This window comes from Sporosarcina ureae, assembly GCF_002082015.1.
Taxonomy (GTDB): Bacteria; Bacillota; Bacilli; order Bacillales_A; family Planococcaceae; genus Sporosarcina; species Sporosarcina ureae_A.
The window spans coordinates 1,638,293-1,659,904 of sequence record NZ_CP015109.1; the positions used below are offsets into that span (position 1 = coordinate 1,638,293).

Here is a 21,612-nt window from a genome sequence, read left to right on the forward strand (position 1 = left end):
TTCTTCCTTTCGATCTGATCTTAGTAGATCACATTTGGTACGAGCATTACGATTCTTTACTATCATCCGTCTTTTTTGAAACATCAGAAGTTTCACCTGAAACCTTCACCTGAACTTTTAATTTGGAAGGTGTCACTTTAGTAATCCCTTCAGGTTTCTTTATGTCTGCTTCCACTTTTCCGGATTTAGTTATTTTAGTGATATCCAGTTCTACTGGAATTTCTTTGATTGCATCTACTGCACTCTTTGGACCGTGAATGCGAACTGATTGATCTACGGGTGCAGCACTTTCAACGGTTATTCCAGTCGGTGATTGTCCCTTCTGTTGCAACGTTAACGGAACTTCACGACTATATTCCTGAATATCTACTTTGACCGTGACTTCTTCTGGATCCAATGAAACGGAAAGCTTATTTAAGTCACGATCCAATACGCGAACACGAGATTTTTGCTCAAAAGGCTTATCCAGGCTACCCTCGTTTGTAATAGAAGCTTTTACGAAACTAATTGCATCCACAACACTTTTCGCACCTGTAACATTAATCGAAGAGGGTTGAACTCCCATGCTTTTCACTTCATAGCCTTCTGCTAGTAATCTGGTATTCATCTCTGGATCGACACGGAATGATTGAGTTACCTTTTCCTCAATATTGATACTCACTGTTGCAGGGTCAAGTCGAACATCCAGTTTGTCTGATAAGTTTTCTGCTTGTATACGTACATTGTGTTCACCGAGTGTCAAATTTTGCAAATCTAATTTCAGTGTAAAATCCTTTAACAATTTTGTAGTCTGGACAATTTGGGCTGGTCCTTCAATTGTCATATTGACCATGTCAGGTACTCCGGTTACTACCAAATTCTCCGTATCGTAATATACTTCTACGGGTACGTCTTGCATAAGATCAAACATATCACCTATTGTATTACGACTAGATTGATCCTCAGCTTTTACTGATAAAAACAGCATAATGGCTAAAAAAAGAGCAGTCAGTCGTAAAAACCAGGGGCTGTCCATGAATTTATCCATTTTTTCTCTTCCCCCACTTCCATAGAGAAGTATCTGTTTGTCCTGTAGTGTTACCGAACCAGGAAATACGTAATAGTTTTTCGAACTCCTCGATATCTAATTTACGATTGATTTCCCCTTCTACGGCTAGGCTGATGGCACCGGTTTCTTCTGAAACAATGATAGTTACCGAATCAGTGACCTCACTGATACCAAGCGCAGCACGATGTCGTGTTCCAAGTTCTTTGGAGATAAACGCACTTTCTGACAATGGTAAATAACAACCCGCAGCAGCAATACGGTTTTTCGTCACAATGACCGCACCGTCATGCAATGGCGTGTTTGGAATAAAAATATTAATAAGAAGTTCGGAAGTAATGTGTGAATTCATAGGGGTACCTGTTTCAATATATTCACTAAGACCTGTTTCTTTTTCAATGGTGATTAACGCACCAATTCGCCGCTTCGCCATATAGCTAACGGATTTAACGAATGCCTCAATTAAGCGATCACGCTCTTCTTCCTCCTGCATAGCAGTCCGCGCAAAGAGCCTCCCCCGTCCTAGTTGCTCTAAGGCTCTACGTAATTCAGGCTGGAATATGATAATTGCAGCCAAAAAACCGAATCGAAGTACTTCCTCCATCATCCATTGAAGGGTCTTCAAACCGAGCCATTCCGTAATATAGCGGCCTATTAAAATCACGAAAATACCTTTCAATAATTGAACAGCTTTTGTTCCTTTAATAATAGTAATTAACTTATAGAGTACGAACCAAACAAGAAGCACATCCACAATATTTTTCAGTATTTCTATTGGTGCTAATGTTGTTACTTGCTCCAAACCCGGCATGTGCTTCCCCTACCTTTAAAAAGTTCTTATGCATCTAGTATAACATAATTCCCAACTAACATGCCCAACTAAAAGGTATTGTACATCTGAATGAAAAGTAAAAAAGTGATGCGTAAGCTCAGAAGCCGCATCACTTTACATTCTATTCCTTCATTCATCTTCAAGCTTTTGTTCCTTTGAGGTAGGAATAATATCTTTTGCAACGGACTTCATCTTATACCACAGCCAATCAAAGATTTCGTTGATTTCTTCACTTGATCCTGTTATAACGGCTGTTGAAGCCATATACTTAGACCCTTTAATGACTGTGACATTGCCATCCACTTCTCCTTCAATTCGAAGGTCTCCATTCTTCACGACTAAGTCCCCTACAACCGTTTTACCAGCTGGAACAACAACTGTTTCCCCTTCAACAACTAAATTAGGCTGCTTCGTAAATGAAAACTGCTGTTCATTTTCAAAACTCGAGAAGAAAGATGCACTCATTAGTAGTAGAAACATCGCAGCCGCCACCATAAATGGATGCTGTCGGAACCACTTATTCGGACCTTTCTTCATCGTTTGTTTTGGCAATCTTGCTGTCACGCCATCGACAAATCCTACTGGTGCTTCCACTACATCTATTCCCTTAAATAGAGTAACGGTTTGCTCTAGTTCTTCAAATGTTTCTCTGCACTCTTCACATAGTTTCAAATGTTCATTCATGATCTGCTCTTCTTCATTGGTGATCTCACCATCAAAAAACGCATGCATATAATGGACAACATGTTTAGGACATTTTTCCATGAATCCAACCTCCTACATACTCCCCATTTGTTGTCGAAGCGCTTCTCTTCCTCGATGCACTCGTGTTTTTACCGTGCCGAGTGGCATCTCCAAAATATCAGCGATTTCCTGCAACTGTAGGTCTTCCATATATCGCAAAATAATAATCGTACGGTATTTATCGGGCAGCCTGTTTACTTCGTACTGAACACGATCTTTCATTTCCATCTTTTCTACTTCTTCCTCCGGTAACTGTTGATTCGTTGCGATTTGCGAATACATATTCAAGCCTTCCGTCCCTGGTACTGTTGCATCTAAGTAGTAATCAGGCTTTTTCTTTCGAATGCGATCAATACATAAATTAGTAGCAATACGGTACAGCCAGGTAGAAAATTTCCGCTTTTGATCAAAGGTTTCCAAGTTTACGTAGGCGCGCACAAAGGCTTCTTGTGCAATATCTTCCGCCTCCGCTGCATTGTTTAACATCCGGTAACACACTTGATATAGACGGTGCTGAAAATGGATGACAATTTCCTCAAAAGCTTCCTGATTACCATGTAAAACTTCTTTTACTCGTTTGTTAATTAATTCGTCCAATAGGCTTCACTCCCGCTCCTATGCGGCTGTCCCTTTATATACGTTAGAAGCTTCATTTAGTTTCACTTTTTTCATTTATTATGTCCAGAACTATTTTATCATTATTCCTCCTGCCAGTGCTAGCGGCTTTCTTAATAGAAAAAAGTGATTAAAACCAGTAGGCTTTAATCACTTCGATAGATTATAGTAGTTTTTCACCGAATAGCGATCCCATAAGTCCGACTGCCACATCTGCCGTCTTATTATACTCATCCAGTACAGGGTTTACTTCGACGAATTCCGCGGATGTAATAACATTTGCATCTTCTAGCAATTCCATAGCTAGATGGCTTTCACGGTATGTGATTCCACCTGGTACCGGCGTTCCAACCCCAGGGGTATAAAGCGGGTCCAAACCGTCCAAGTCTAATGACAAATGAATACCATCTACCTGTCTTGAAGCAAAATATTCAAGCGTTTGCTGTATGACCGCTGACATACCATAACGATCGATTTCATGCATGGTAAACACCTTCACGCCTTTTTCTTTGATCAATTGCCGTTCACCAGGATCTACTGAACGCGCTCCGATAATTACCACGTTTTCTGGATTGATTTTCGCACCTTCTTTATGCACATTCACCAATTGCTCATGTCCTAGCCCCATGCTGACCGCGAGTGGCATACCATGGATATTTCCTGAAGGAGACGTTTCGCTTGTATTCATATCTGCATGCGCATCATACCAAATAACGCCAAGATTTTTATAGTGTTCCGCCAACCCCGCAAGCGTGCCTATTGCGATACTGTGATCACCGCCAAGTACTAATGGAAACTTGTTGTTTCCTACAATGGTCGAAACTGTCTTAGCAAGTTCTTCAGTCGCTTCTGTCACCTCTGTTAAGTTCTTCAACCCAACTTCATTACAGGATACATCGTGGATAGGAGAAACAGAAATATTCCCTTCATCTGTTACGTGATGACCTAATGCTTTCAAACGCTCTATCGCTCCTGCATATCGAATCGCACTTGGTCCCATATCCACTCCACGTCGACTCTGACCAAGATCTACAGGTACTCCTATTAGAGAAATATCTAACTCGCGCATAGCTAATCCTCCCATCTGTATTCTTTATTTAAAAGTAGAAAGAAAATCTCTCATTTCTTTCGTACCTTCTAATGACATCGGTCGACCATAGTAGTAACCTTGACCTTCACGGCATCCTAAATTGTAGAGCATTTTTGCTTGTTCTGGTAATTCTATTCCTTCCGCTACTACATTTAAACCTGCTGTATCAGCAAGTGTTACAATTGCCTTGACAATGGCCTGACTGTTTTCATTCTCCAATATATCTCGTACAAACGCCATATCGATTTTCAACGTATCGGCTGGAAGTTCTTTAATATAACTGAACGTACTATACCCTGTACCGAAGTCGTCAATTGCCACAGTAATACCTGTACTCCGAAGTCGTTGAATGGACTCTTTCATACCTTCTGTATCCATAAATGAGCTTTCCGTCAGTTCCAGCTCCAGCATCTCAGGTGGTACATGGTATTCTTTAATGATATTCAAGACAGTGTCAACAAATCCCTCTTCTTTCATTTGGACTGTGGAGACATTCACAGCGAATCGGCATGTCTCACCAGCCGCCACCTCTATCTCTGCGCGCTTACACACCTCACGTAAAATCCATTCCCCGAGCGGTATGATAATTTTCGTTTCCTCAGCAAGCGGAATGAACTTATTAGGAGGAATCACTCCTAAATCCGGATGATTCCAACGTACAAGTGCTTCCACGCCTGTCAATTCGCCAGTGTCCAGCAACACTTTCGGCTGATACTCAAGATAAAAATGTCGTTGTTGCACACTTTTACGTAATTCATTTTCCAACAAAATCCGCTCTAATGACACCTTTGAAGTTCCAGGTTTGTACATTACCGTGTCTCCACCACCGTGCATCTTGACCTTGCCTAATGCCAATGTAGCTTTAGTGATTAAATCAGAAGGGTGGTCTGCATGTTCAGGATACATAGATACACCGCAACTTATAGACAATGTGTAGGTTTGCTCTCCAACTTGGATAGGCTGTTCTAAGAAGCTACGAATATTTTCCGCATGATGATAAAACTCTTCTGCGTCTGGCAATCCTGATATAATGAACGCAAATTCATCTCCTGCAATACGAGCTAACAGGCTTTCAGGACCTGTTCTCTTTTTCAGCCTTTCTCCAACCATTGCTAATAAATAGTCTCCTGCTTCATGTCCAAGTAAATCATTTGCATAGCGTAGACGATCAATATTCATATGCACGAGAGCAAATACTTGCTTGCGGGTACGTGCTCTTTCAAATGCTAGTGCCAACTGTTCTCTAAATGAATTTCGGTTCATTAAGGATGTCAATTGGTCATTGTAGACAAGATATCTAATTTTCTCGTCTGATCTCACACGTTCTGTGACATCTCGCATGACGACTAAAAGTTTATCTTTATATTCAACCGAATCTTTTACTTCATCAATTTTTGCTTCCATGATGTGTAACCCATTTTTACTATCTAAAAAAGAATATTCCAAATTAAGTGCATGGTGTTGATATTTTCCAAATTGTAAAATCTTCTTTTCTACCTTTTGGCGATTTTGCTTATAGATATATGAATAGAATGAGTTGGAATATAGTTCATCAACCGAATGCCCAAGAAGCTTCTGAAAGGATGGGGAAACGTAGTAAAACTTCCCTTGCCGGTCAATGACGGCAATATAATCAGATGCATTGTCTGTAATAATTTCATAAAGATCTGCATTTTTTCGAATTTCTAATTCCATTTTCTTTCTCTCGGAAATATCATAGCGAATCGCAATATATTGATAGGGTTTCCCTTTATCATTTAAAAATGCGACAATTGTCGTGTCTACCCAATAAGTTGAACCATCCTTGGCACGATTACATATATCTCCACGCCAAGTATTGCCTCTCCCAATCGTGGCCCACATCTCTTTAAAGAATGTTGCATGATGATAACCCGAGTTGACAATACGTTGATTAGCACCAATTAATTCTTTTCGTGAATACTTAGAAATCTTTTCGAAATGTTCGTTAGCATATTGAATTGTTCCTTTTGAGTCGGTGATTGCGACAATAGCTGCCTGTTCTAATGTATAGGCAATATCACTAAGAACCTTATGTATTTCTTTTTCACTACTAGACTCAACAAATGCATCCATACCGTTTAGAAACTCTTGCATAGCTATACCACTATCCCTATACCTAGTTATTTTTCATCATGCACACAAGATAAACTACCTATATGTGATACAGTTCATTATACATGATTATTCAAATTGTTCTATATGATTGGGGATTTTAGTCAACAAAAAAACCCTTTATTTTTAAAATAAAAGGAATCGACATGTAAAATATAGAATTGTTCACACATTAGTAAAATGGCTGGGGTAGCTGGATTCGAACCAACGAGTGACGGAGTCAAAGTCCGTTGCCTTACCGCTTGGCTATACCCCAACGAATAGTTAGTTATTCTTTTCTAAAGGTAAGACAAACATGGTGGTGGGGGACGGATTCGAACCGCCGAACCCGGAGGGAGCGGATTTACAGTCCGCCGCGTTTAGCCACTTCGCTACCCCACCGTGTTAAAATTGCGATAAGCTTCGCATTGCTGCGTCAGGCTTCAGGCTTCATTCGCTCAATCAGTCACGTACCTGAGTACGCTCCTTCTTTCTCTTACTTGCTTCCTTGCATTACTTTAACATGTTAAATGGTGACCCCTACGGGATTCGAACCCGTGATACCGCCGTGAAAGGGCGGTGTCTTAACCGCTTGACCAAGGGGCCATGAAAGTGTTCATGGAGCTTCCAGCCGGACTCGAACCGGCGACTTCTTCCTTACCATGGAAGCACTCTACCTGCTGAGCTATGGAAGCATAAAAAATGGCTCCGCAGGTAAGACTCGAACTTACGACCGATCGGTTAACAGCCGATTGCTCTACCACTGAGCTACTGCGGAATAATAATAAATGTAATACGTTTGACGACAAAAACCATTATAGCATGTTTTCTAAATCTCTGCAAGAAATACTTTTAAATCACTCAAGCTTTTTTAATTATAGTGGGCATAGTCATATACGTCAAGAGTTTTTCATATAATAGTTTAGACTTCACATAGTTAAGGAGATTGGCATGATAAAAAAACTTCTCTTCCTTCTTGTATTGATTGCACTATTCTTAGCTTTTATTCCTCAATTGGCCAAGCCTTCTTCTACCTTGAAGACGGTTTTCCGATTGACCGAACAACCTGCGGTGATAGTGAAAGGTACACAAGGTTCTGCATTGACCATCAATATTTCATTCGGTGATAAAGAAGTGGAGGAACTTCTTGAAAAATTATCACAACCCTATCCTTTATTGTTTATCGATAGTGACTGGGCTTCACGCTTCCCTCACATTACAGAGCAAATTAAACAGCGTTCTATACCTGTTGCATTACTCGGGACGGAAGGGAAAGATTATGAAAGCGATCTAAATTTGTTGAGCAAGCAACTCCAAACGTTTGAAGAATTGTTTAGCAAGCGACCTCTTTGGTTTCGTACAGCCGATGAAGAATTCCCCTTAGTACTGTTGCAAGAATTAAGCGAAGCAGAAATCAATGCCCTTGGATCTACTGTCCGCTGGTCTGGCGGCACATTACCGAAAGCTTCTAAGGGTGAAATTATTGTCGTGCCGTATGCCCGTAACGAACACGTAGCCACAGCTGAAATTCAACGATTAATTGCCAGCCGCACTTTTCAATCCGTAGAGGACCTGTTATTTCGATCATCTGTAAAAACCAAAAAAATTCCACAATAAAAAACTGACTGGAGAAAAATCTCCAGTCAGCTTTTTTTGGATTTACTCGCTTGTTTTTTCGCGTTTTTTCTTTCAGTTCTGCGTTGATCCAGCTTTGCTTTATCAACATCGGATTGTTTGTTGTATTTAGGCAATATTAATAACTGATACGCATTCACCGCAAGTAGCGGAAATAAAAGAATCGTTACCCATTCATCTTTGTTACCTGAAGTGACCATTAGCGCCGGTAACCACTCAAGCGTCGTGATGACAACCATGAAGAATAATGCAGAAATTAATGCATGTTTTTTTGTCCACTGTGCTTTAAAGTATGCCGTCACTACGGATACTGCAATTAAGGTGATGAGTAAGAAAATATACAATAACGTACGACTTGTGTCTGCTTTCGTTAATTGAAAACGGAAAAAGACTAAGTCAAACAGTACGACTACTATGATCAGCATCTGCACCCAATTCCATAATGTTAGCGTACGGAACATATTCACGCCAAATTGATGGACGGTTAAATAAGCAAAGAAGCCCATCTGTGCAACTACACTCATTGTAAATCCTAAGAAAATCATCCATAAGAAAGCACCAAGAAATTGCCATATCTCGCCTGCTTGTAAGTATCCATAGAAAAAGTCCCAACGTACAATTAGACCGACAACCGCTGTAATCGCTCCGCCAATTGCCATTGCGCGCAAGAAAAATTTAACCCAATTTCGTATTGTCACAGTACTGTTCCCCTTTTTATCATGTCCATCCTAGTGTATCAACGATCGACGAAAAAATCTATTTCATTGAACGATTCATGCATATTCCTTCTTATATTGTGAACAATAAATGAAAATACAAGTGGAAGGTTGAGTGGAATGAAAAAATTTGCAGTTCTTTTTCTATTCCTTCTATTCCTTACGGGTTGCAGTGGAGGTCATCAGGCAGCACCAAGCTATGATGAAATGAAAAAGATGATGACAGATGCAATCCAAACGGAAGACGGAAAAAAGGCACTCCGTAAATTGATGACTGATCCTGAGTTCAGGGAGCTATTAGTACTCGAACAGCCCGAAGTCAAGCAGAGTATTGAGAATGTATTGCTTTCTAAAGAAGGTGAACGTTTTTGGAAAACGGCTTTTGAAGACCCTAAATTCACGGAGTCCATTGCAAAAAGCATGAAAAAACAACAAGCGGATATCATGAAAGATTTGATGGGAGATGCTTCTTTTCAAAAAGAAATGGAGAAGTTTTTTGGTCAACCAGACATGATGAAACAGATGGAGAACATCGTGAATTCAGCTACGCTCAAGAAAGAAATGGAGAAGGCCATAGAGGACACAATGAATAGCCCCCTCATGCAAGCGAAGTGGCAAGAACTAATTATGAAGGCTGGTAAAGGTACTGCAGAAGAATCCTCTAAGGAGGAGGGGGGCGGCAAAGAAGAAAAAACAGACGAAGAAGGCAAGTAATCCTTTCTTCGTCTGTTACATTTTATTTTTGCGTTTTCTCGATTACTGTATCGGCAACGTCTAAATAGATTTTTCCTATCGGATGATCTTCTGCATAGACGGAAGGTGCAAAATCCGTTTCATTCCAGTCAGGCTGACCGAGAGGGATTTGACCTAATAATTCCGTACGCAGTTCTTCAGAAAGACGAATACCGCCGCCTTGTCCAAAGACATACTCTTTCTCACCTGTTGCTTTCGATGCGAACCAAGACATGTTTTCAATCACACCGAGCAACTCATGTTCAGTCTGTAACGCCATTGCCCCTGCACGTGCTGCAACGAATGCTGCGGTTGGGTGTGGAGTAGTAACGACAATTTCTTTTGAAGTTGGAATCATTTGGTGAATATCAAGCGCCACGTCACCTGTTCCTGGTGGTAAGTCAAGCAACAAGTAATCCAATTCGCCCCAGTCCACGTCGCGGAAGAACTGATCCAACACTTTCCCAAGCATAGGTCCACGCCATACAACGGGTGCGTTATCTTCAACGAAGAAGCCCATTGATATCACTTTGACACCAAAACGTTCCACTGGTATGATACGATTTTCCTTGACTTCAGGCATAGCAGTAATACCCATCATATCGGGAACACTGAATCCATAAATATCTGCATCGATCAACCCAACTTTTTTGCCGCGTCTAGCTAAAGCTACTGCTAAGTTGACGGACACCGTAGACTTTCCTACGCCGCCTTTACCAGATGCAATCGAGATAAACTCAATATTGGATAAAGGCGATAAGATATCTTGAGTTACTGCTTCCGTTTCTGTACCACGGAATTGTTCTAACACCTCTTTAGGTAGCTCTTCAAATCGAATGCCCACCGAGTCGGCTCCTGCTTCTTTCAACGTTTCGACTATTTTTGATTGTAGCGTCAATTGCTCTCCGGTATTCACTTTCGCAATCGCGATTTTAACACTGACATGTTCTTTCTCCGGTTTAATGGTTACACCCACAATACCATTCGTTTCTGCCAATGTTTTATGTAAAAACGGATCTTCCAATGCGCCAATCAGTTCACGGACTTGTTGTTCATTAATCACATGTAACACTCCTAACTGAATTCATTCACTCCCTTTCAGTATATCATATTCCCTATTCACTAAAACGTCATATGCTTCATTGTTCTTCAGCAAGTTGATATTTCACAATTCCATCTACAATGGCTGCAGCCACTTTTTTCTGATACGATTTCTTTGCCAATAGTTTTCTTTCTTCCGGATTGGATAAGAATCCTGTTTCCACCAACACAGCCGGCACTGGCACTTTTTTCAATAAATAGACCCCCGTGATTTTCATGGCCTCTCGCTCTGTATTTTTCAACTGATCACGCAACTCATTTTGTATGGATGTCGCCAGTTGCTTACCTTCCGGATGACCACCTGGATGATAGAACACTTGCGCCCCTCTCCAGCGTTCTTCAGGAATTGCGTTAACATGTACGCTAATAAATAGATCTGGCTTAGACTCTATTGCCATGCTTTCACGTAGTTTCAGGTCTGCGAACTTCCTGCTACGCATTGAAGTAAACGTCTCGGATGGTGCATGTTCCGCTACTGCGTCGCCGCTTTTCTCCCTCGTCATTTCTACAGTTGCACCTTTTTTCTTCAATAGTTTACTCACTTCATGAGAGATGTTCAATGTAATATCTTTTTCAATGAGTTCACCTGCCGAAGCACCTCCGTCTTCCCCGCCATGTCCAGGATCAATGAGAATACTTACCCCACCGAGTTCTGAGGGCAGAAAGAAGCCACGATCAGATGCTTTGACTCCGTATAACACTCCACCTAACGAGAAAAATATTAGCAACCCTGCCACAAGCCACTTTTTCATACAGACACCGCCTTTTTCTTTCACTATACGCTTGGTCTTTTAAGGTTATGTCTACGTAGTAGATGATAACCATTTAGAGTTATATAAAGTGAAGATCACTTTGCTTACGCAATAGAATTTCAAAGGTAAAGGTATCAATGCACCGCGTTCCAGGCGGATGCGTTCAGGAAAGCCCCCGGAGATCTTATCTTCCCTGAGTCACCGCCCACAACGACGTACAGCTTTTAAACGTGTAATTGAAGTGTTATAAGCACACACTACGTTACTACGCAACAAATGAGACACTCTACGGAAGAATGCAAACACAAAAAAGCTGTCATAAGAAGATTTTCACTTCTTACGACAGCTTTGGTTTTACAAATTATTTTGTTTCTCCTTCCCAAGCTAACATGCCGCCTACCATGTTTGTTACATCGAATCCTTCGTCTGCCATCAGCTCTTGCGCGCGACCACTTCTGCCGCCTGAACGGCATACGAGGATGTAAGGCGTTTCAGTATTTAAGTCATGCATTGCAACAGGTAGGTCACCAAGCGCGATGTGTTGCGCACCTGGAATAATGCCTTCTGCTACTTCGTTGTCTTCACGTACATCGATGATATTCAGTTCTTTACCGTTTTCTAGTTGCTCTTGTACTTCTTTTGCAGTTAATTCCTTTAAGGTCATGAGTAGTATCCTCCAAAGTGTTTAATGTACCCTTATTCTATCTTGCAGAGTTAAGCATTGTCTATTGAAATGAACTAATTAGTGCTGTTGTAATTCTTTCATAGTATGCCCACGGTTTTCCCATAATCTAGTTGTCTCGGCTAATTCAACAATTGCCGGGATATAGCGCTCGGATTCTTTAATAGGCAGTTCCAACCCGGATATAAATAATGAAAGTTCCGTCATGAAGTCACCGCCACTGACTTGCAAATTATATACTAGTTCGGATACTTCTTCGTCTACATCCAATTGATCACCGAAGTCCTGTTTTAGCATATCCTTGACTATTGACTGCTCTGATGTTTCTTGAAAATATTCTTCGTCAATGAATCGCAGTAATTCATCTTTTTCTGGTACATAATACGGCTTACCGGCTGCATTTCGTTTTAGGATTTCTGTTTCATCCTCTTCGCTAGTCGCTTCAGCTACAAATTCGTTGGATTGAATATAAACGAAACTCCCCTCTAGTTCTGCTTTTACTTGCTCTGACTGCAAGAAATTTTCCACTTCATTCAGTAAAACCTTTTCTTCATTTTGGTCATTGTAGATCTCAATTACTTTTTCAATAGGTACAATCCCATACAGATTCGTGCACGCCACAATATATTTCAGTACTAATTCTTCATTCATTGTATACACGCCTTTCAATTACTCTGATATATTTTCTATGTATTCTTTCTGTATTGTATCAAATTTGTCTATCGTGTGTTCTAGTCAACGGTAATCTAAATCACTTATGAAGATTTCATAATATACTATACCAACTAGAAAATTCGGGAGGAATAGTATGGGTGCTATAAATGGTAAAGAGTTTGTACGTAGAATAAATGAGCAGAACGCTGAGATTTGGCTGGATGGACAACAATTGAATGGACCTATCTCTGAACATCCGGCTTTTAAAGGGCTTATAGAAACAAAGGCTTCTCTATATGATTTACAGCTGTCACCCACACATAAGTCTCTAATGACATATGTTTCGCCAGTCACAAATGAGCAAATTGGACTTTCTTACTTACAGCCCAAAACCAAAGCGGATTTACGGAAACGCAGAGTCATGACAGAAGAATGGGCTAGACTTTCTTGCGGCTTACTTGGCAGGAGTCCTGATTACCTGAATACGGTGATCATGAGCTTTGCCTCTTCTTCTCCCCATTTGCTCGGCAAGGAAAACTGCTATCCAGAACATATTCAAGCCCTGTATGAACGAGCACGTGAAGAGGACTTATCTTTTACTCACACTTTCATTGCGCCACAGGTCAATCGATCTCTAAGTGCCTTTCATACGTCGGATGAACCGGTCTCCGCGAAAATTGTAGGCAAGACATCGGAAGGGCTTATTATTAAAGGAGCAAAGCTACTTGCAACACAGGGTGGCTTGACGGATGAGGTATTGGTATTTAGCACGCCCTCGTTTCTTGGGGATCCTGACGAAGCTTTCGCCTTTTCAATTCCTTCCGATACAGAAGGTTTGCGCTTTCTTTGTAGAGAATCATTTGTAGGTGGGAGTTCAACATTTAATTACCCACTGAGTTCAAGGTTTGAAGAGATGGATGCTGTAGTTGTTTTCGATAATGTTCTCGTCCCGTGGGAACGTGTATTCTTTCATCACAATGCCGAAGTAGCATCAGAGTTTTTTTCTATGAGTTCGTTCCACCCGTTTGCCACACATCAAGTCATTACGAGACAGATCGTCAAAACGGAGTTCATGCTGAATTTAGCAGAACAGCTCGTCCAAACGATTAATATAGCGGAATATCTTCACATTCAAGAAAAACTGTCTGAAATAATTATTGGACTTGAAACCATGAAGGCATTACGAGATAAATCGGAGGCTGATGCGGTATTCGACCAATGGGGATATATGTGTCCAAGTGCCATACCACTTCAAGTAGCCAGCAATATTTTCCCGAAAGTCTACCCGCGTTTCAGTGAGATCATTCAGCTGATTGGAGCCAGCGGGATGGTTGCGTTACCTACGGATAAGGATTTCCAGTCGACTATTCAACCTGATCTAGCAAAATACTTACAAGGAGCTACAAAAACCGCGATAGAACGTGTACAACTGTTTCGATTGGCTTGGGATTTAACGATGAGTTCTTTCGGCACAAGACAAACACAATATGAACGGTATTTCTTCGGAGATCCAGTGCGCTTATCAGGTCATCTGTACCGATCCTATCCTAAAGATGCAGGGCAGGAAATGATACGTCGTTTACTTTCAGATTAAGTATGATGTCAGCAATTCACCTAAACTATTCAGACACATATCTATTACAGGTAGTTCACTAACGACATCAAGACTCACATTTTCTTTTATCAAAAGTTACCGAATAACACAATGCCCCTAGGCCAGATTATATAGCCTAGGGGCGTTGTATTATCTAACAGGTATTTCTTGAAAGTCAATGCGAATGAATTTACCTGTTTCAGCTGAATAGGTGACACTCACAATCACACCGAACTCCCGCCCTTCCTCTTTTAACCAGAGCTGAAACTTCTCCACACTGGTAACTTGCTTTGAGTCGGTTGCGAGATGCAAATAATCCTTGATATCTGCATGAGGATATTTGAGCATCGTTTGCTTGATAGCGAGTCTTGACCATTTGGCATATGCCGGTACTTCCACTTTACTAAATGCAGTAAATGGCGGATCACCAATGCCCGAGCCACTTGTCAATAAAACGCCAAGTGCCAAACTTATTTTCGCAAAGATGGCGCACACCTCCTTCAAGAATAGCATGCGCTGTTTATAGTCAATCAATTCTAAAAATAAATATCACAAAAGTTATCTGATGTTTTTCTTGTTTAGGTTGTCATCGTCTGCTCTTCCTGCACACCAGGCCACATTTGTTTTGTATACGCCATATCCCAGAACATATACTCGTAACGAGTCGTATTAAGGAAAATTTCCTCTAATCTAAGTAATTCTGATTCAGGTTTTCCTTCTGCAGTTTCATCCATTAATTCTAAGCACCAAGTAGCCAACTCTCCGAAATCTTCTGATGAGTACATGCGAACCCAGTCACCATACAAAGGATGATTCAACGCTCCCGGCAACTCAGCCAGCTCTTTGCCGATCTCCCAATAGCTCCACGCACACGGCAATAATGCAGCGACAACTTCCGCTAACGAACCGTTTTGACTGACATGCAGCATATAGTGCGTATATGCCAGGACAATTGGAGACGGCTTTGCATTCTCAAGTTCTTCTTCTGTAATGCCAAAACGAGCTGCGTATTTACGATGAAGCTCCATTTCTGTGTTTAATGTACCGTTAAGCAACGCAGCGAATTTCCCCATCATCTCGACGTCGGTCGCTTTCATCGTGCCTACAGCAAACACTTTCGCATAGTCAATTAAATACAAATAGTCTTGCACCATATAAAAACGAAACTTCTCTTGATCTAGCGCGCCACTGCCAATCTCCTGAACAAATGGGTGGCTATGATTCTGTCTCCAAATCGGTAATGTCTTCTCTAACAAACGCTCAGTGAACTTCATGTATACTCTCCCCTTTTTCGTAGTAAATGAAAAAACCACTTCTTGACCAGAAGTGGCGGAGAGACATCACAGAGCACGAAAATAGGCTACGTAACATCAGCACCACTTCCTTACGCCGGTATGAACCGGATCAAGTTAAAGGGTTAAAGCAAAATGCTTCTCTCAGCTCCGTAGAGCACCCCTAGCGGTAACGACTATTTCATTTGTATATCCATTGTAGACATATCTTGTCAGAGGAGTCAAACAAATTGAGATTATTTTGACAAGAGACACGAAGTATTCATTTATTATTCTAGATGATCTTTTAGCTTTTTCTGAACATCTTCTTCTATCTTTTTCACGCGTTCTTCTTTTAGCTTACGTCTTGGTTTAGGATGAAACCATTCAATTTCACCATTAATAAAAGTTCCTTTAAACTCTTCACCCTGAATCTTCAATTTAAATATCTGAAGTGGTCGGGCTTGATTGCTGCTAATCGAACGTTCGATTTCAATATTATCCGCTTCATTCCGAATCCCTTGCTCAGATAACAACTCCAACACTTTATCCTCTATGGCAATTATTTCTTCTTCACCGACATCTTGCTTGGGATGTGGATGGAGCCAATGAATTTCACCATCGTGATAGTCACCCTTATACTTACGACCTTCCAAGATGAGCTTAAACTGAATTCGCTCGTAATGCCTGTCTTCAAAAACCTTTTCCGCTTCAAAGTCGTCTACCACAGGAACCACCTCCAAAAATAGTATCAAGTCTTTTATCTACAGAATAGCTCATCTTACTTCATCCACTACTACTAATTCAAGTGATCTAGCCCGAACTTTTATTTCCCAGTCGTTCAAATTCATTTATAAATTCCTCTTCAAAAAAGTTAATTTAAATACATCTCAGCAATAGGTTGTTGTCAGACCAATCATAGTGCCAAGACACTTGAAATAAAACCAAAATCAAGTGAAAAATTGATGATCACGGTCAGCCTAATAGCCGTTCGATCTATGATCACTTTGCTCATTATTAGCCTGCATAACAAATTCCCACTGGTGTAACGACCTTATTACAGCTATTACTACTATACACAGTTGAGCTTATACACTCAAAACACTAATAATTCTACTTGGATTGATATCAGGGTACAGCTTATGAAATGTCTTCACTCTCATGTTTAATGATACCCTGATTTCTGTTTTTCAATCATTTGAAATGGCACGCTAACTATTTTGTTGTACTGGTACCTAAGTGGTTCGAAGACATTCCAATGCGCGAACTAGAAGTCATATAGTTATTTGTGTAAAAGTAGTCTGTTTTACGAAAAAACCCAACAACTCTTCAGAATTGTCGGGCCGTTTTTAGTACTTTCTTAAAAAACTTGGTTTCGTTTGATACCATTCGTCGCTAATCAAATGGTGACAGACTGAAATAATCCGCTCTATGACTTGCGTCTGGTTTGCTAATATACGGATGGTGAAGCCCGGAACAGCAAGCTTAGATAATCCAAATGTAAATTCTCCAGCTTCTTGTTGAATCGTCTCATATAGCCGATCCAATAAAGCATCACTTGTTTTTTCTCCAACGACAATGAACGAACCTAAATGTGTGTACCCTTCCATAAAGCCTAACCCATTCATATGCTGAGATGCTGGATGAAGTTTAATATGGTCAAAGGCAACTAGTTGTTGTTCCATATAAATCTCCGTTTTCAAACGAAGCATATCGTAGCTGAATTTTTCTCCTTCCGGCGACCAGCCAGGAGTTAAAATATCGGAATATAACAATGTTGCGCCCTTTTCCATATATATACTATTCTTCTGATAACTACTAGCATCTTTGTATGCAATAATTGCATCTGGTAAGTACTCTAGATAACTGTCTTTCTTCATATGAAAGATTGCCTCTTGGTACACTTGCTTGGTGGGCGTTTTGTATACTTTTGTCGCCGATTGAGTTGTCAATGTCAGCTTCGCTTGTTCACCAAGCGTAACTTTCATTTGATACCGATCCCCATCTAAATAGCCACCGCCAGGATTCAATAAATAATAGCATGGATAATTATTATTATTGAAATAGACAGGGCGCATCACTTTAAACGCACCCTGAAAGTAGACACTTTTTGCCACGGAGCGCCCTAGGCGATTTTCCATGACAAGGTCAAGAACGCCTGTCCATTCAGACATCTTGTCCTAGTCCTTTCAACAAAGCATGCTTCCTGACCCACTCTACCACTTCATCTAATCCTTGATCATCTTTTAAATTAGTGAAAAAGAAAGGTTTATTTCCTCGGAATACTTTTGTATCAGACTCCATGACTTCAAGACTTGCTCCGACATATGGCGCTAAATCAGTTTTATTTATAATAAACAAATCTGATTTAATCATTCCTTGTCCGCCCTTACGCGGGATTTTCTCACCCTGGGCTACGTCAATTATATAAATGGAAAAGTCTACGAGTTCCGGACTGAATGTAGCCGCTAGATTATCACCGCCACTCTCTACGAAAATCAGCTCGACGTCTGAGTGTTTTTCCTCCAATTCATTAATCGCTGCAAAGTTCATTGATGCATCTTCACGAATTGCCGTATGTGGACAGCCTCCTGTTTCCACTCCAACAATGCGGTCTTCTGGAAGTATACCGTTTGCGACTAAAAACTTGGCATCTTCTTTCGTATATATATCATTAGTAATGACTGCCATACTTACTTCACCGTCTAAAGCGCGTGTAATCTTTTCGACCAGCATGGTTTTTCCTGCGCCCACTGGTCCGCCGACACCTATTTTAATTGCTCCCATTCTAAGCACATCCTTATTGTCAATTTCATTATGTTTATTATGAACTAAAAATACGTATCCCAACACGTTCGTGTTGCATCTGTGAAAGTTCGAGTCCTGGCGATACGACACCAAACTCTTCTTGATCTAACTCCATAATTTTTTCTGTTGTTTGCTGAAGTTGTTGTTGAAACGTGTAAATAATCTTCTGCCCTGCAGTTTGTCCAAGGGGGATGGCCCGTACGGCATTTTGCACAAGACTAACGACCGTCGAATATAAATAATATAAAATCGTCGTATTCTTTTCTACTTGAAGGTGATGTCCGATCATTGTAAAAACAATAGCCGGATGGCCGAAAGCTTGTTTGTCATGAATTTTCTGCGCGTAGATAGATAACACCGGTATTTTGTAAATAGATTCAGCAATATCTAACATCCTGTCACCCATACGCTGTGTCCCATCACGTGATTCGCGAGCAAGATTCTGCACAGTCAATATGCGATCCAATTCCCAAATCCTATCAAGATCATCCGTATCAAGTGCTTCATAAACAAGTCTTACAGCCAAACCATCTGCATACGCAAGCTGTTCATGCACATAGACATTCAACCAATCAGAAAACGTATTGGCATCGGTAACCTTGTCGTTTTGAATATATGTTTCCAGTCCAAATGATTGGCTAAAAGAGCCAATAGGAAAACTGGAATCGCATAGCTGTAACAAAGACAGTGCGTTATTAGTCATGGCTATGCCCGATATGACGGAAAGCCTTTGCAACTTTCCGTTCTTCTCGCTTGAATGGAATACCCATTTCTTGTAGCAAGTCCTCGACTAAATAATCATACTGAACAAGCATATCCTGATCCTCAAACTGCGCAGGTAAATGACGATTTCCAAGCTGATGAGCAATCGTTCCCATTTCAAGCATCGTGCGTGGGCTAATAATAATTAAATCATCAGAAAGTACATCAATCAAAATAATATTTTTATCATCCATAAAAAGAACGTCTCCCGCTTCCAAATCACGCGGTTTTTTTAATCGAATTCCAATTTCACGCCCGTGATCGGTTTCCACACGTTGAATTCTCTTCATTAAATGCGCGCTTTCTAAGTACACTTTCTCTTTATGAAGGCTTTCCAACTTACTTGGATCTAAATCCCTAACGTTCATTAAGACTTCTTCTACAATCATTTTCTTCACCTCAGAATAAGAAATAGCGTTGACCCATTGGTACTACGTCAATCGGATCGCATGTGATAAGTTTCCCATCGATTTTCACTTCATACGTTTGTGGATCTACATCAATATCTGGTGTAGCTGTATTTAATTTCATATCTTTTTTCGTAAGACTGCGTATATTGCGAACAGGCAGTACCACTTTTTCAAGTCCAAGCTTCTCTTTTATCCCTTGATCATATGCAATTTGGGAAACAAATGTAATAGAACTTTGCGACAATGCCTTACCGAGTGTTGCATACATCGGACGATAAATCATGGGTTGTGGCGTCGGGATCGTCGCATTGGCATCTCCCATTAAGCTAAAGACTGCCATTCCACTTTTCAATATCATTTCCGGTTTAACGCCAAAGAATTTTGGATCCCATAGGACAAGGTCGGCCATCTTCCCGACTTCAATTGAGCCAATATAATCGGATACACCGTGAGCAATCGCAGGGTTAATCGTATATTTAGCGACGTAGCGCTTTACTCGATTATTATCGGAATGCTCATGATCGCCTTCCATAACTCCAAGCTGTTTTTTCATTTTGTGAGCTACTTGCCATGTGCGAAGTGCAACTTCTCCGATACGGCCCATCGCCTGAGAATCGGAGCTTGTCATACTAAAGACACCTAGGTCTTGTAAAATATCTTCCGCTGCAATCGTTTCATTGCGAATACGTGAATCTGCAAATGCGATATCTTCTGGCACGGAAGGATTTAAGTTATGCGCTACCATCACCATATCCAAATGCTCATCAATTGTATTAATTGTATACGGCAATGTCGGATTGGTAGAAGCCGGCAACACGTTCATCATGCCTGCAGATTTAATCAAATCCGGAGCATGTCCGCCTCCTGCACCCTCTGTATGGTACATATGGATACCGCGACCATCAATGGCTTTGATCGTATCTTCAAAAAATCCGGATTCGTTTAATGTATCCGCGTGAAGTGCGACTTGCACGTCATATTCATCAGCAATGCGTAATGCATGATCGAGAACAGACGGTGTCGCGCCCCAATCTTCATGAACTTTCAAACCAATCGCACCGGCAATTATTTGTTCAGCTAATGGGCCTCCTGCTGCTGCATGCCCTTTCCCTGTTAAACCGATATTGATCGGTTGTCCATCCAAAGCCTTCAGCATGGAATGAAGATGCCAAGCACCCGGTGTGGCAGTCGTAGCTCTAGAACCATCTCCTGGTCCAGCTCCACCACCGATTAGTGTTGTCGTTCCCGAAGTAAGCGCGACATCTACTTGTGCCGGATTAATAAAGTGCACGTGCGTATCAATTGCACCGGCAGTAATGATTTTACCTTCACCCGAAATAACTTCAGTGGACGTTCCAATAATAATATCCACTTTGTCTTGCACAAGGGGATTCCCAGCTTTGCCTATACCCGAAATTTTACCGTCTCGAATGGCAAGATCTGCTTTATATATACCTGTGTAGTCAAGTACAACGACATTTGTTATGACTGTATCAGGTACGCGTTCATCCTCTTCGCGCGTAATGTACGGATGCTGTCCCATTCCATCACGAATGACTTTCCCGCCACCGAACACAACTTCTTCTCCATATTTCGTGTAGTCTTTTTCGATTTGGATAAATAAATCTGTATCTGCTAGTCGGACAGAGTCTCCGGTTGTCGGTCCGTACATTTGAGCATATTGCTCTCTATCCATTTTAAAACTCATTTTGTATTCCCGCCTTCCAATGCTCCGTCTACTTTATTGTGAAATCCGTACACTTCTCTTTCTCCAGCATAGTCAATTAGCTGTACTTCTTTTTCATCGCCCGGCTCAAAACGAACAGCAGCGCCCGCAGGAATATTGAGACGTTTACCATATGTCACTTCTCGATCAAACTTTAATGCATTATTCACTTCATAAAAATGGTAATGAGAACCGATTTGGATGGGTCTGTCGCCATGATTAATAACTTGTACATGTATACTCTCTGCACCTTCATTACAAATGATTGGTTCATTTTTTAAAATATATTCGCCTGGTATCATCGTTACGTCCCCTTTCTATTTCATAAACA

The 21,612-nt window shown here is 40.9% G+C and carries 23 protein-coding genes, 5 tRNA genes and 1 riboswitch; of the genes, 3 read left to right on the forward strand and 25 right to left on the reverse strand.

What is annotated here, in order from left to right; translation table 11 throughout:
* Positions 1 to 46: 46 nt before the first annotated feature.
* The 11 genes from SporoP17a_RS08085 to SporoP17a_RS08135 all read right to left on the reverse strand — a co-directional run bounded on the left by SporoP17a_RS08085 (position 47) and on the right by SporoP17a_RS08135 (position 7,216).
* Positions 47 to 1,027, reverse strand: coding sequence for a CdaR family protein (locus tag SporoP17a_RS08085; RefSeq protein WP_083034206.1), 981 nt, complete (start codon positions 1,025 to 1,027; stop codon positions 47 to 49).
* A complete protein-coding gene (gene cdaA / locus SporoP17a_RS08090; RefSeq protein WP_029053226.1) occupies positions 1,020 to 1,856 on the reverse strand; it encodes a diadenylate cyclase CdaA in 837 nt (278 codons plus the stop codon). Before cdaA ends, SporoP17a_RS08085 begins: the two co-directional genes overlap by 8 nt.
* 150 nt (positions 1,857 to 2,006) lie before the next feature.
* Positions 2,007 to 2,642 (reverse strand): anti-sigma factor family protein, encoded by a 636-nt coding sequence (locus SporoP17a_RS08095; RefSeq protein ID WP_083034207.1) that lies wholly within the window; start codon positions 2,640 to 2,642, stop codon positions 2,007 to 2,009.
* A gap of 12 nt (positions 2,643 to 2,654) precedes the next feature.
* Complete coding sequence (sigW, locus tag SporoP17a_RS08100) at positions 2,655 to 3,218, reverse strand: RNA polymerase sigma factor SigW (RefSeq protein ID WP_083034208.1); 564 nt, start codon at positions 3,216 to 3,218, stop codon at positions 2,655 to 2,657.
* 181 nt (positions 3,219 to 3,399) lie between these two features.
* Positions 3,400 to 4,305 carry an arginase gene (rocF, locus tag SporoP17a_RS08105; protein ID WP_083034209.1) on the reverse strand — a complete coding sequence of 302 codons (906 nt, stop codon included), beginning with the start codon at positions 4,303 to 4,305 and terminating at the stop codon, positions 3,400 to 3,402.
* A 24-nt stretch (positions 4,306 to 4,329) separates the two neighbouring features.
* The gene (locus SporoP17a_RS08110) at positions 4,330 to 6,441 is read right to left on the reverse strand and encodes a sensor domain-containing protein (RefSeq protein WP_083034210.1); all 2,112 of its coding nucleotides are present in this window, start codon (positions 6,439 to 6,441) and stop codon (positions 4,330 to 4,332) included.
* Positions 6,442 to 6,640: 199 nt separating this feature from the next.
* Positions 6,641 to 6,715: transfer RNA gene (locus SporoP17a_RS08115), tRNA-Gln, on the reverse strand.
* 40 nt (positions 6,716 to 6,755) lie between these two features.
* Positions 6,756 to 6,840, reverse strand: a tRNA-Tyr gene (locus tag SporoP17a_RS08120).
* A 129-nt stretch (positions 6,841 to 6,969) separates the two neighbouring features.
* Positions 6,970 to 7,044 (reverse strand) — tRNA-Glu (locus tag SporoP17a_RS08125).
* Between the two features lie 13 nt (positions 7,045 to 7,057).
* Positions 7,058 to 7,133: transfer RNA gene (locus SporoP17a_RS08130), tRNA-Thr, on the reverse strand.
* An 8-nt stretch (positions 7,134 to 7,141) separates the two neighbouring features.
* A tRNA-Asn gene (locus tag SporoP17a_RS08135) sits at positions 7,142 to 7,216 on the reverse strand.
* Positions 7,217 to 7,389: 173 nt separating this feature from the next.
* Between SporoP17a_RS08135 and SporoP17a_RS08140 the strand changes: the two genes are divergently transcribed.
* Positions 7,390 to 8,055 carry a polysaccharide deacetylase family protein gene (locus tag SporoP17a_RS08140; protein WP_083034211.1) on the forward strand — a complete coding sequence of 222 codons (666 nt, stop codon included), beginning with the start codon at positions 7,390 to 7,392 and terminating at the stop codon, positions 8,053 to 8,055.
* 26 nt (positions 8,056 to 8,081) lie between these two features.
* Here SporoP17a_RS08140 and SporoP17a_RS08145 read toward each other — a convergent pair whose 3' ends face one another.
* Positions 8,082 to 8,771, reverse strand: a complete 690-nt coding sequence (locus SporoP17a_RS08145) for a KinB-signaling pathway activation protein (RefSeq protein WP_083034212.1) — start codon at positions 8,769 to 8,771, stop codon at positions 8,082 to 8,084.
* Positions 8,772 to 8,909: 138 nt separating this feature from the next.
* Between SporoP17a_RS08145 and gerD the strand changes: the two genes are divergently transcribed.
* On the forward strand, positions 8,910 to 9,503 hold the full coding sequence (gene gerD, locus SporoP17a_RS08150; protein ID WP_083034213.1) for a spore germination lipoprotein GerD: 594 nt from the start codon (positions 8,910 to 8,912) through the stop codon (positions 9,501 to 9,503).
* A 22-nt stretch (positions 9,504 to 9,525) separates the two neighbouring features.
* Here the strand turns inward: gerD and SporoP17a_RS08155 are convergent, their stop codons facing one another.
* The 4 genes from SporoP17a_RS08155 to SporoP17a_RS08170 all read right to left on the reverse strand — a co-directional run bounded on the left by SporoP17a_RS08155 (position 9,526) and on the right by SporoP17a_RS08170 (position 12,707).
* A complete protein-coding gene (locus tag SporoP17a_RS08155) occupies positions 9,526 to 10,584 on the reverse strand; it encodes an Mrp/NBP35 family ATP-binding protein (RefSeq protein WP_083034214.1) in 1,059 nt (352 codons plus the stop codon).
* A gap of 76 nt (positions 10,585 to 10,660) precedes the next feature.
* Positions 10,661 to 11,374: an N-acetylmuramoyl-L-alanine amidase gene (locus SporoP17a_RS08160; protein WP_083034215.1), complete on the reverse strand. Its 714-nt coding sequence runs from the start codon at positions 11,372 to 11,374 to the stop codon at positions 10,661 to 10,663.
* Between the two features lie 361 nt (positions 11,375 to 11,735).
* Complete coding sequence (locus tag SporoP17a_RS08165) at positions 11,736 to 12,038, reverse strand: rhodanese-like domain-containing protein (RefSeq protein ID WP_083034216.1); 303 nt, start codon at positions 12,036 to 12,038, stop codon at positions 11,736 to 11,738.
* A gap of 78 nt (positions 12,039 to 12,116) precedes the next feature.
* Positions 12,117 to 12,707: a hypothetical protein gene (locus SporoP17a_RS08170; RefSeq protein WP_083034217.1), complete on the reverse strand. Its 591-nt coding sequence runs from the start codon at positions 12,705 to 12,707 to the stop codon at positions 12,117 to 12,119.
* A gap of 157 nt (positions 12,708 to 12,864) precedes the next feature.
* On the opposite strand from SporoP17a_RS08170, the gene hpaB reads away from it, so the two are divergent.
* A complete protein-coding gene (hpaB, locus tag SporoP17a_RS08175) occupies positions 12,865 to 14,304 on the forward strand; it encodes a 4-hydroxyphenylacetate 3-monooxygenase, oxygenase component (RefSeq protein WP_083034218.1) in 1,440 nt (479 codons plus the stop codon).
* A gap of 150 nt (positions 14,305 to 14,454) precedes the next feature.
* On the opposite strand, the gene SporoP17a_RS08180 is transcribed toward hpaB, so the two are convergent.
* The 9 genes from SporoP17a_RS08180 to SporoP17a_RS08220 all read right to left on the reverse strand — a co-directional run bounded on the left by SporoP17a_RS08180 (position 14,455) and on the right by SporoP17a_RS08220 (position 21,583).
* Positions 14,455 to 14,799, reverse strand: coding sequence for a DUF3889 domain-containing protein (locus SporoP17a_RS08180; RefSeq protein WP_233193530.1), 345 nt, complete (start codon positions 14,797 to 14,799; stop codon positions 14,455 to 14,457).
* An 83-nt stretch (positions 14,800 to 14,882) separates the two neighbouring features.
* Positions 14,883 to 15,578, reverse strand: a complete 696-nt coding sequence (gene tenA, locus SporoP17a_RS08185) for a thiaminase II (protein WP_083034220.1) — start codon at positions 15,576 to 15,578, stop codon at positions 14,883 to 14,885.
* Positions 15,579 to 15,668: 90 nt separating this feature from the next.
* Positions 15,669 to 15,771: riboswitch (TPP riboswitch) on the reverse strand.
* A 94-nt stretch (positions 15,772 to 15,865) separates the two neighbouring features.
* Positions 15,866 to 16,303, reverse strand: coding sequence for a HicA family toxin-antitoxin system (locus SporoP17a_RS08190; RefSeq protein WP_237262407.1), 438 nt, complete (start codon positions 16,301 to 16,303; stop codon positions 15,866 to 15,868).
* A gap of 621 nt (positions 16,304 to 16,924) precedes the next feature.
* On the reverse strand, positions 16,925 to 17,749 hold the full coding sequence (locus tag SporoP17a_RS08195; RefSeq protein ID WP_083034221.1) for an urease accessory protein UreD: 825 nt from the start codon (positions 17,747 to 17,749) through the stop codon (positions 16,925 to 16,927).
* Positions 17,742 to 18,362: an urease accessory protein UreG gene (gene ureG / locus SporoP17a_RS08200; protein WP_083034222.1), complete on the reverse strand. Its 621-nt coding sequence runs from the start codon at positions 18,360 to 18,362 to the stop codon at positions 17,742 to 17,744. Before ureG ends, SporoP17a_RS08195 begins: the two co-directional genes overlap by 8 nt.
* Positions 18,363 to 18,399: 37 nt before the next feature.
* The gene (locus tag SporoP17a_RS08205) at positions 18,400 to 19,086 is read right to left on the reverse strand and encodes an urease accessory protein UreF (RefSeq protein WP_083034223.1); all 687 of its coding nucleotides are present in this window, start codon (positions 19,084 to 19,086) and stop codon (positions 18,400 to 18,402) included.
* Positions 19,079 to 19,534 carry an urease accessory protein UreE gene (ureE, locus tag SporoP17a_RS08210; protein WP_083034224.1) on the reverse strand — a complete coding sequence of 152 codons (456 nt, stop codon included), beginning with the start codon at positions 19,532 to 19,534 and terminating at the stop codon, positions 19,079 to 19,081. The genes SporoP17a_RS08205 and ureE overlap by 8 nt, the downstream gene beginning before the upstream one ends.
* A gap of 10 nt (positions 19,535 to 19,544) precedes the next feature.
* The gene (ureC, locus tag SporoP17a_RS08215; RefSeq protein ID WP_083034225.1) at positions 19,545 to 21,263 is read right to left on the reverse strand and encodes an urease subunit alpha; all 1,719 of its coding nucleotides are present in this window, start codon (positions 21,261 to 21,263) and stop codon (positions 19,545 to 19,547) included.
* On the reverse strand, positions 21,260 to 21,583 hold the full coding sequence (locus SporoP17a_RS08220; protein WP_083034226.1) for an urease subunit beta: 324 nt from the start codon (positions 21,581 to 21,583) through the stop codon (positions 21,260 to 21,262). The genes ureC and SporoP17a_RS08220 overlap by 4 nt, the downstream gene beginning before the upstream one ends.
* Positions 21,584 to 21,612: the final 29 nt, after the last annotated feature.

Excerpts from the sequence above, each read along its gene's own strand:
- SporoP17a_RS08220 (WP_083034226.1), bottom strand. The coding sequence starts at position 21,583 with ATGATACCAGGCGAATATATTTTAAAAAATGAACCAATCATTTGTAAT.
- SporoP17a_RS08160 (WP_083034215.1), bottom strand. The coding sequence starts at position 11,374 with ATGAAAAAGTGGCTTGTGGCAGGGTTGCTAATATTTTTCTCGTTAGGT.
- SporoP17a_RS08205 (WP_083034223.1), bottom strand. The coding sequence starts at position 19,086 with ATGACTAATAACGCACTGTCTTTGTTACAGCTATGCGATTCCAGTTTT.
- hpaB (WP_083034218.1), top strand. The coding sequence starts at position 12,865 with ATGGGTGCTATAAATGGTAAAGAGTTTGTACGTAGAATAAATGAGCAG.
- SporoP17a_RS08095 (WP_083034207.1), bottom strand. The coding sequence starts at position 2,642 with ATGGAAAAATGTCCTAAACATGTTGTCCATTATATGCATGCGTTTTTT.
- ureG (WP_083034222.1), bottom strand. The coding sequence starts at position 18,362 with ATGGGAGCAATTAAAATAGGTGTCGGCGGACCAGTGGGCGCAGGAAAA.
- SporoP17a_RS08195 (WP_083034221.1), bottom strand. The coding sequence starts at position 17,749 with ATGTCTGAATGGACAGGCGTTCTTGACCTTGTCATGGAAAATCGCCTA.
- SporoP17a_RS08165 (WP_083034216.1), bottom strand. The coding sequence starts at position 12,038 with ATGACCTTAAAGGAATTAACTGCAAAAGAAGTACAAGAGCAACTAGAA.
- rocF (WP_083034209.1), bottom strand. The coding sequence starts at position 4,305 with ATGCGCGAGTTAGATATTTCTCTAATAGGAGTACCTGTAGATCTTGGT.
- SporoP17a_RS08085 (WP_083034206.1), bottom strand. The coding sequence starts at position 1,027 with ATGGATAAATTCATGGACAGCCCCTGGTTTTTACGACTGACTGCTCTT.
- ureC (WP_083034225.1), bottom strand. The coding sequence starts at position 21,263 with ATGAGTTTTAAAATGGATAGAGAGCAATATGCTCAAATGTACGGACCG.
- cdaA (WP_029053226.1), bottom strand. The coding sequence starts at position 1,856 with ATGCCGGGTTTGGAGCAAGTAACAACATTAGCACCAATAGAAATACTG.
- SporoP17a_RS08140 (WP_083034211.1), top strand. The coding sequence starts at position 7,390 with ATGATAAAAAAACTTCTCTTCCTTCTTGTATTGATTGCACTATTCTTA.
- SporoP17a_RS08110 (WP_083034210.1), bottom strand. The coding sequence starts at position 6,441 with ATGCAAGAGTTTCTAAACGGTATGGATGCATTTGTTGAGTCTAGTAGT.
- gerD (WP_083034213.1), top strand. The coding sequence starts at position 8,910 with ATGAAAAAATTTGCAGTTCTTTTTCTATTCCTTCTATTCCTTACGGGT.
- ureE (WP_083034224.1), bottom strand. The coding sequence starts at position 19,534 with ATGATTGTAGAAGAAGTCTTAATGAACGTTAGGGATTTAGATCCAAGT.
- SporoP17a_RS08170 (WP_083034217.1), bottom strand. The coding sequence starts at position 12,707 with ATGAATGAAGAATTAGTACTGAAATATATTGTGGCGTGCACGAATCTG.
- tenA (WP_083034220.1), bottom strand. The coding sequence starts at position 15,578 with ATGAAGTTCACTGAGCGTTTGTTAGAGAAGACATTACCGATTTGGAGA.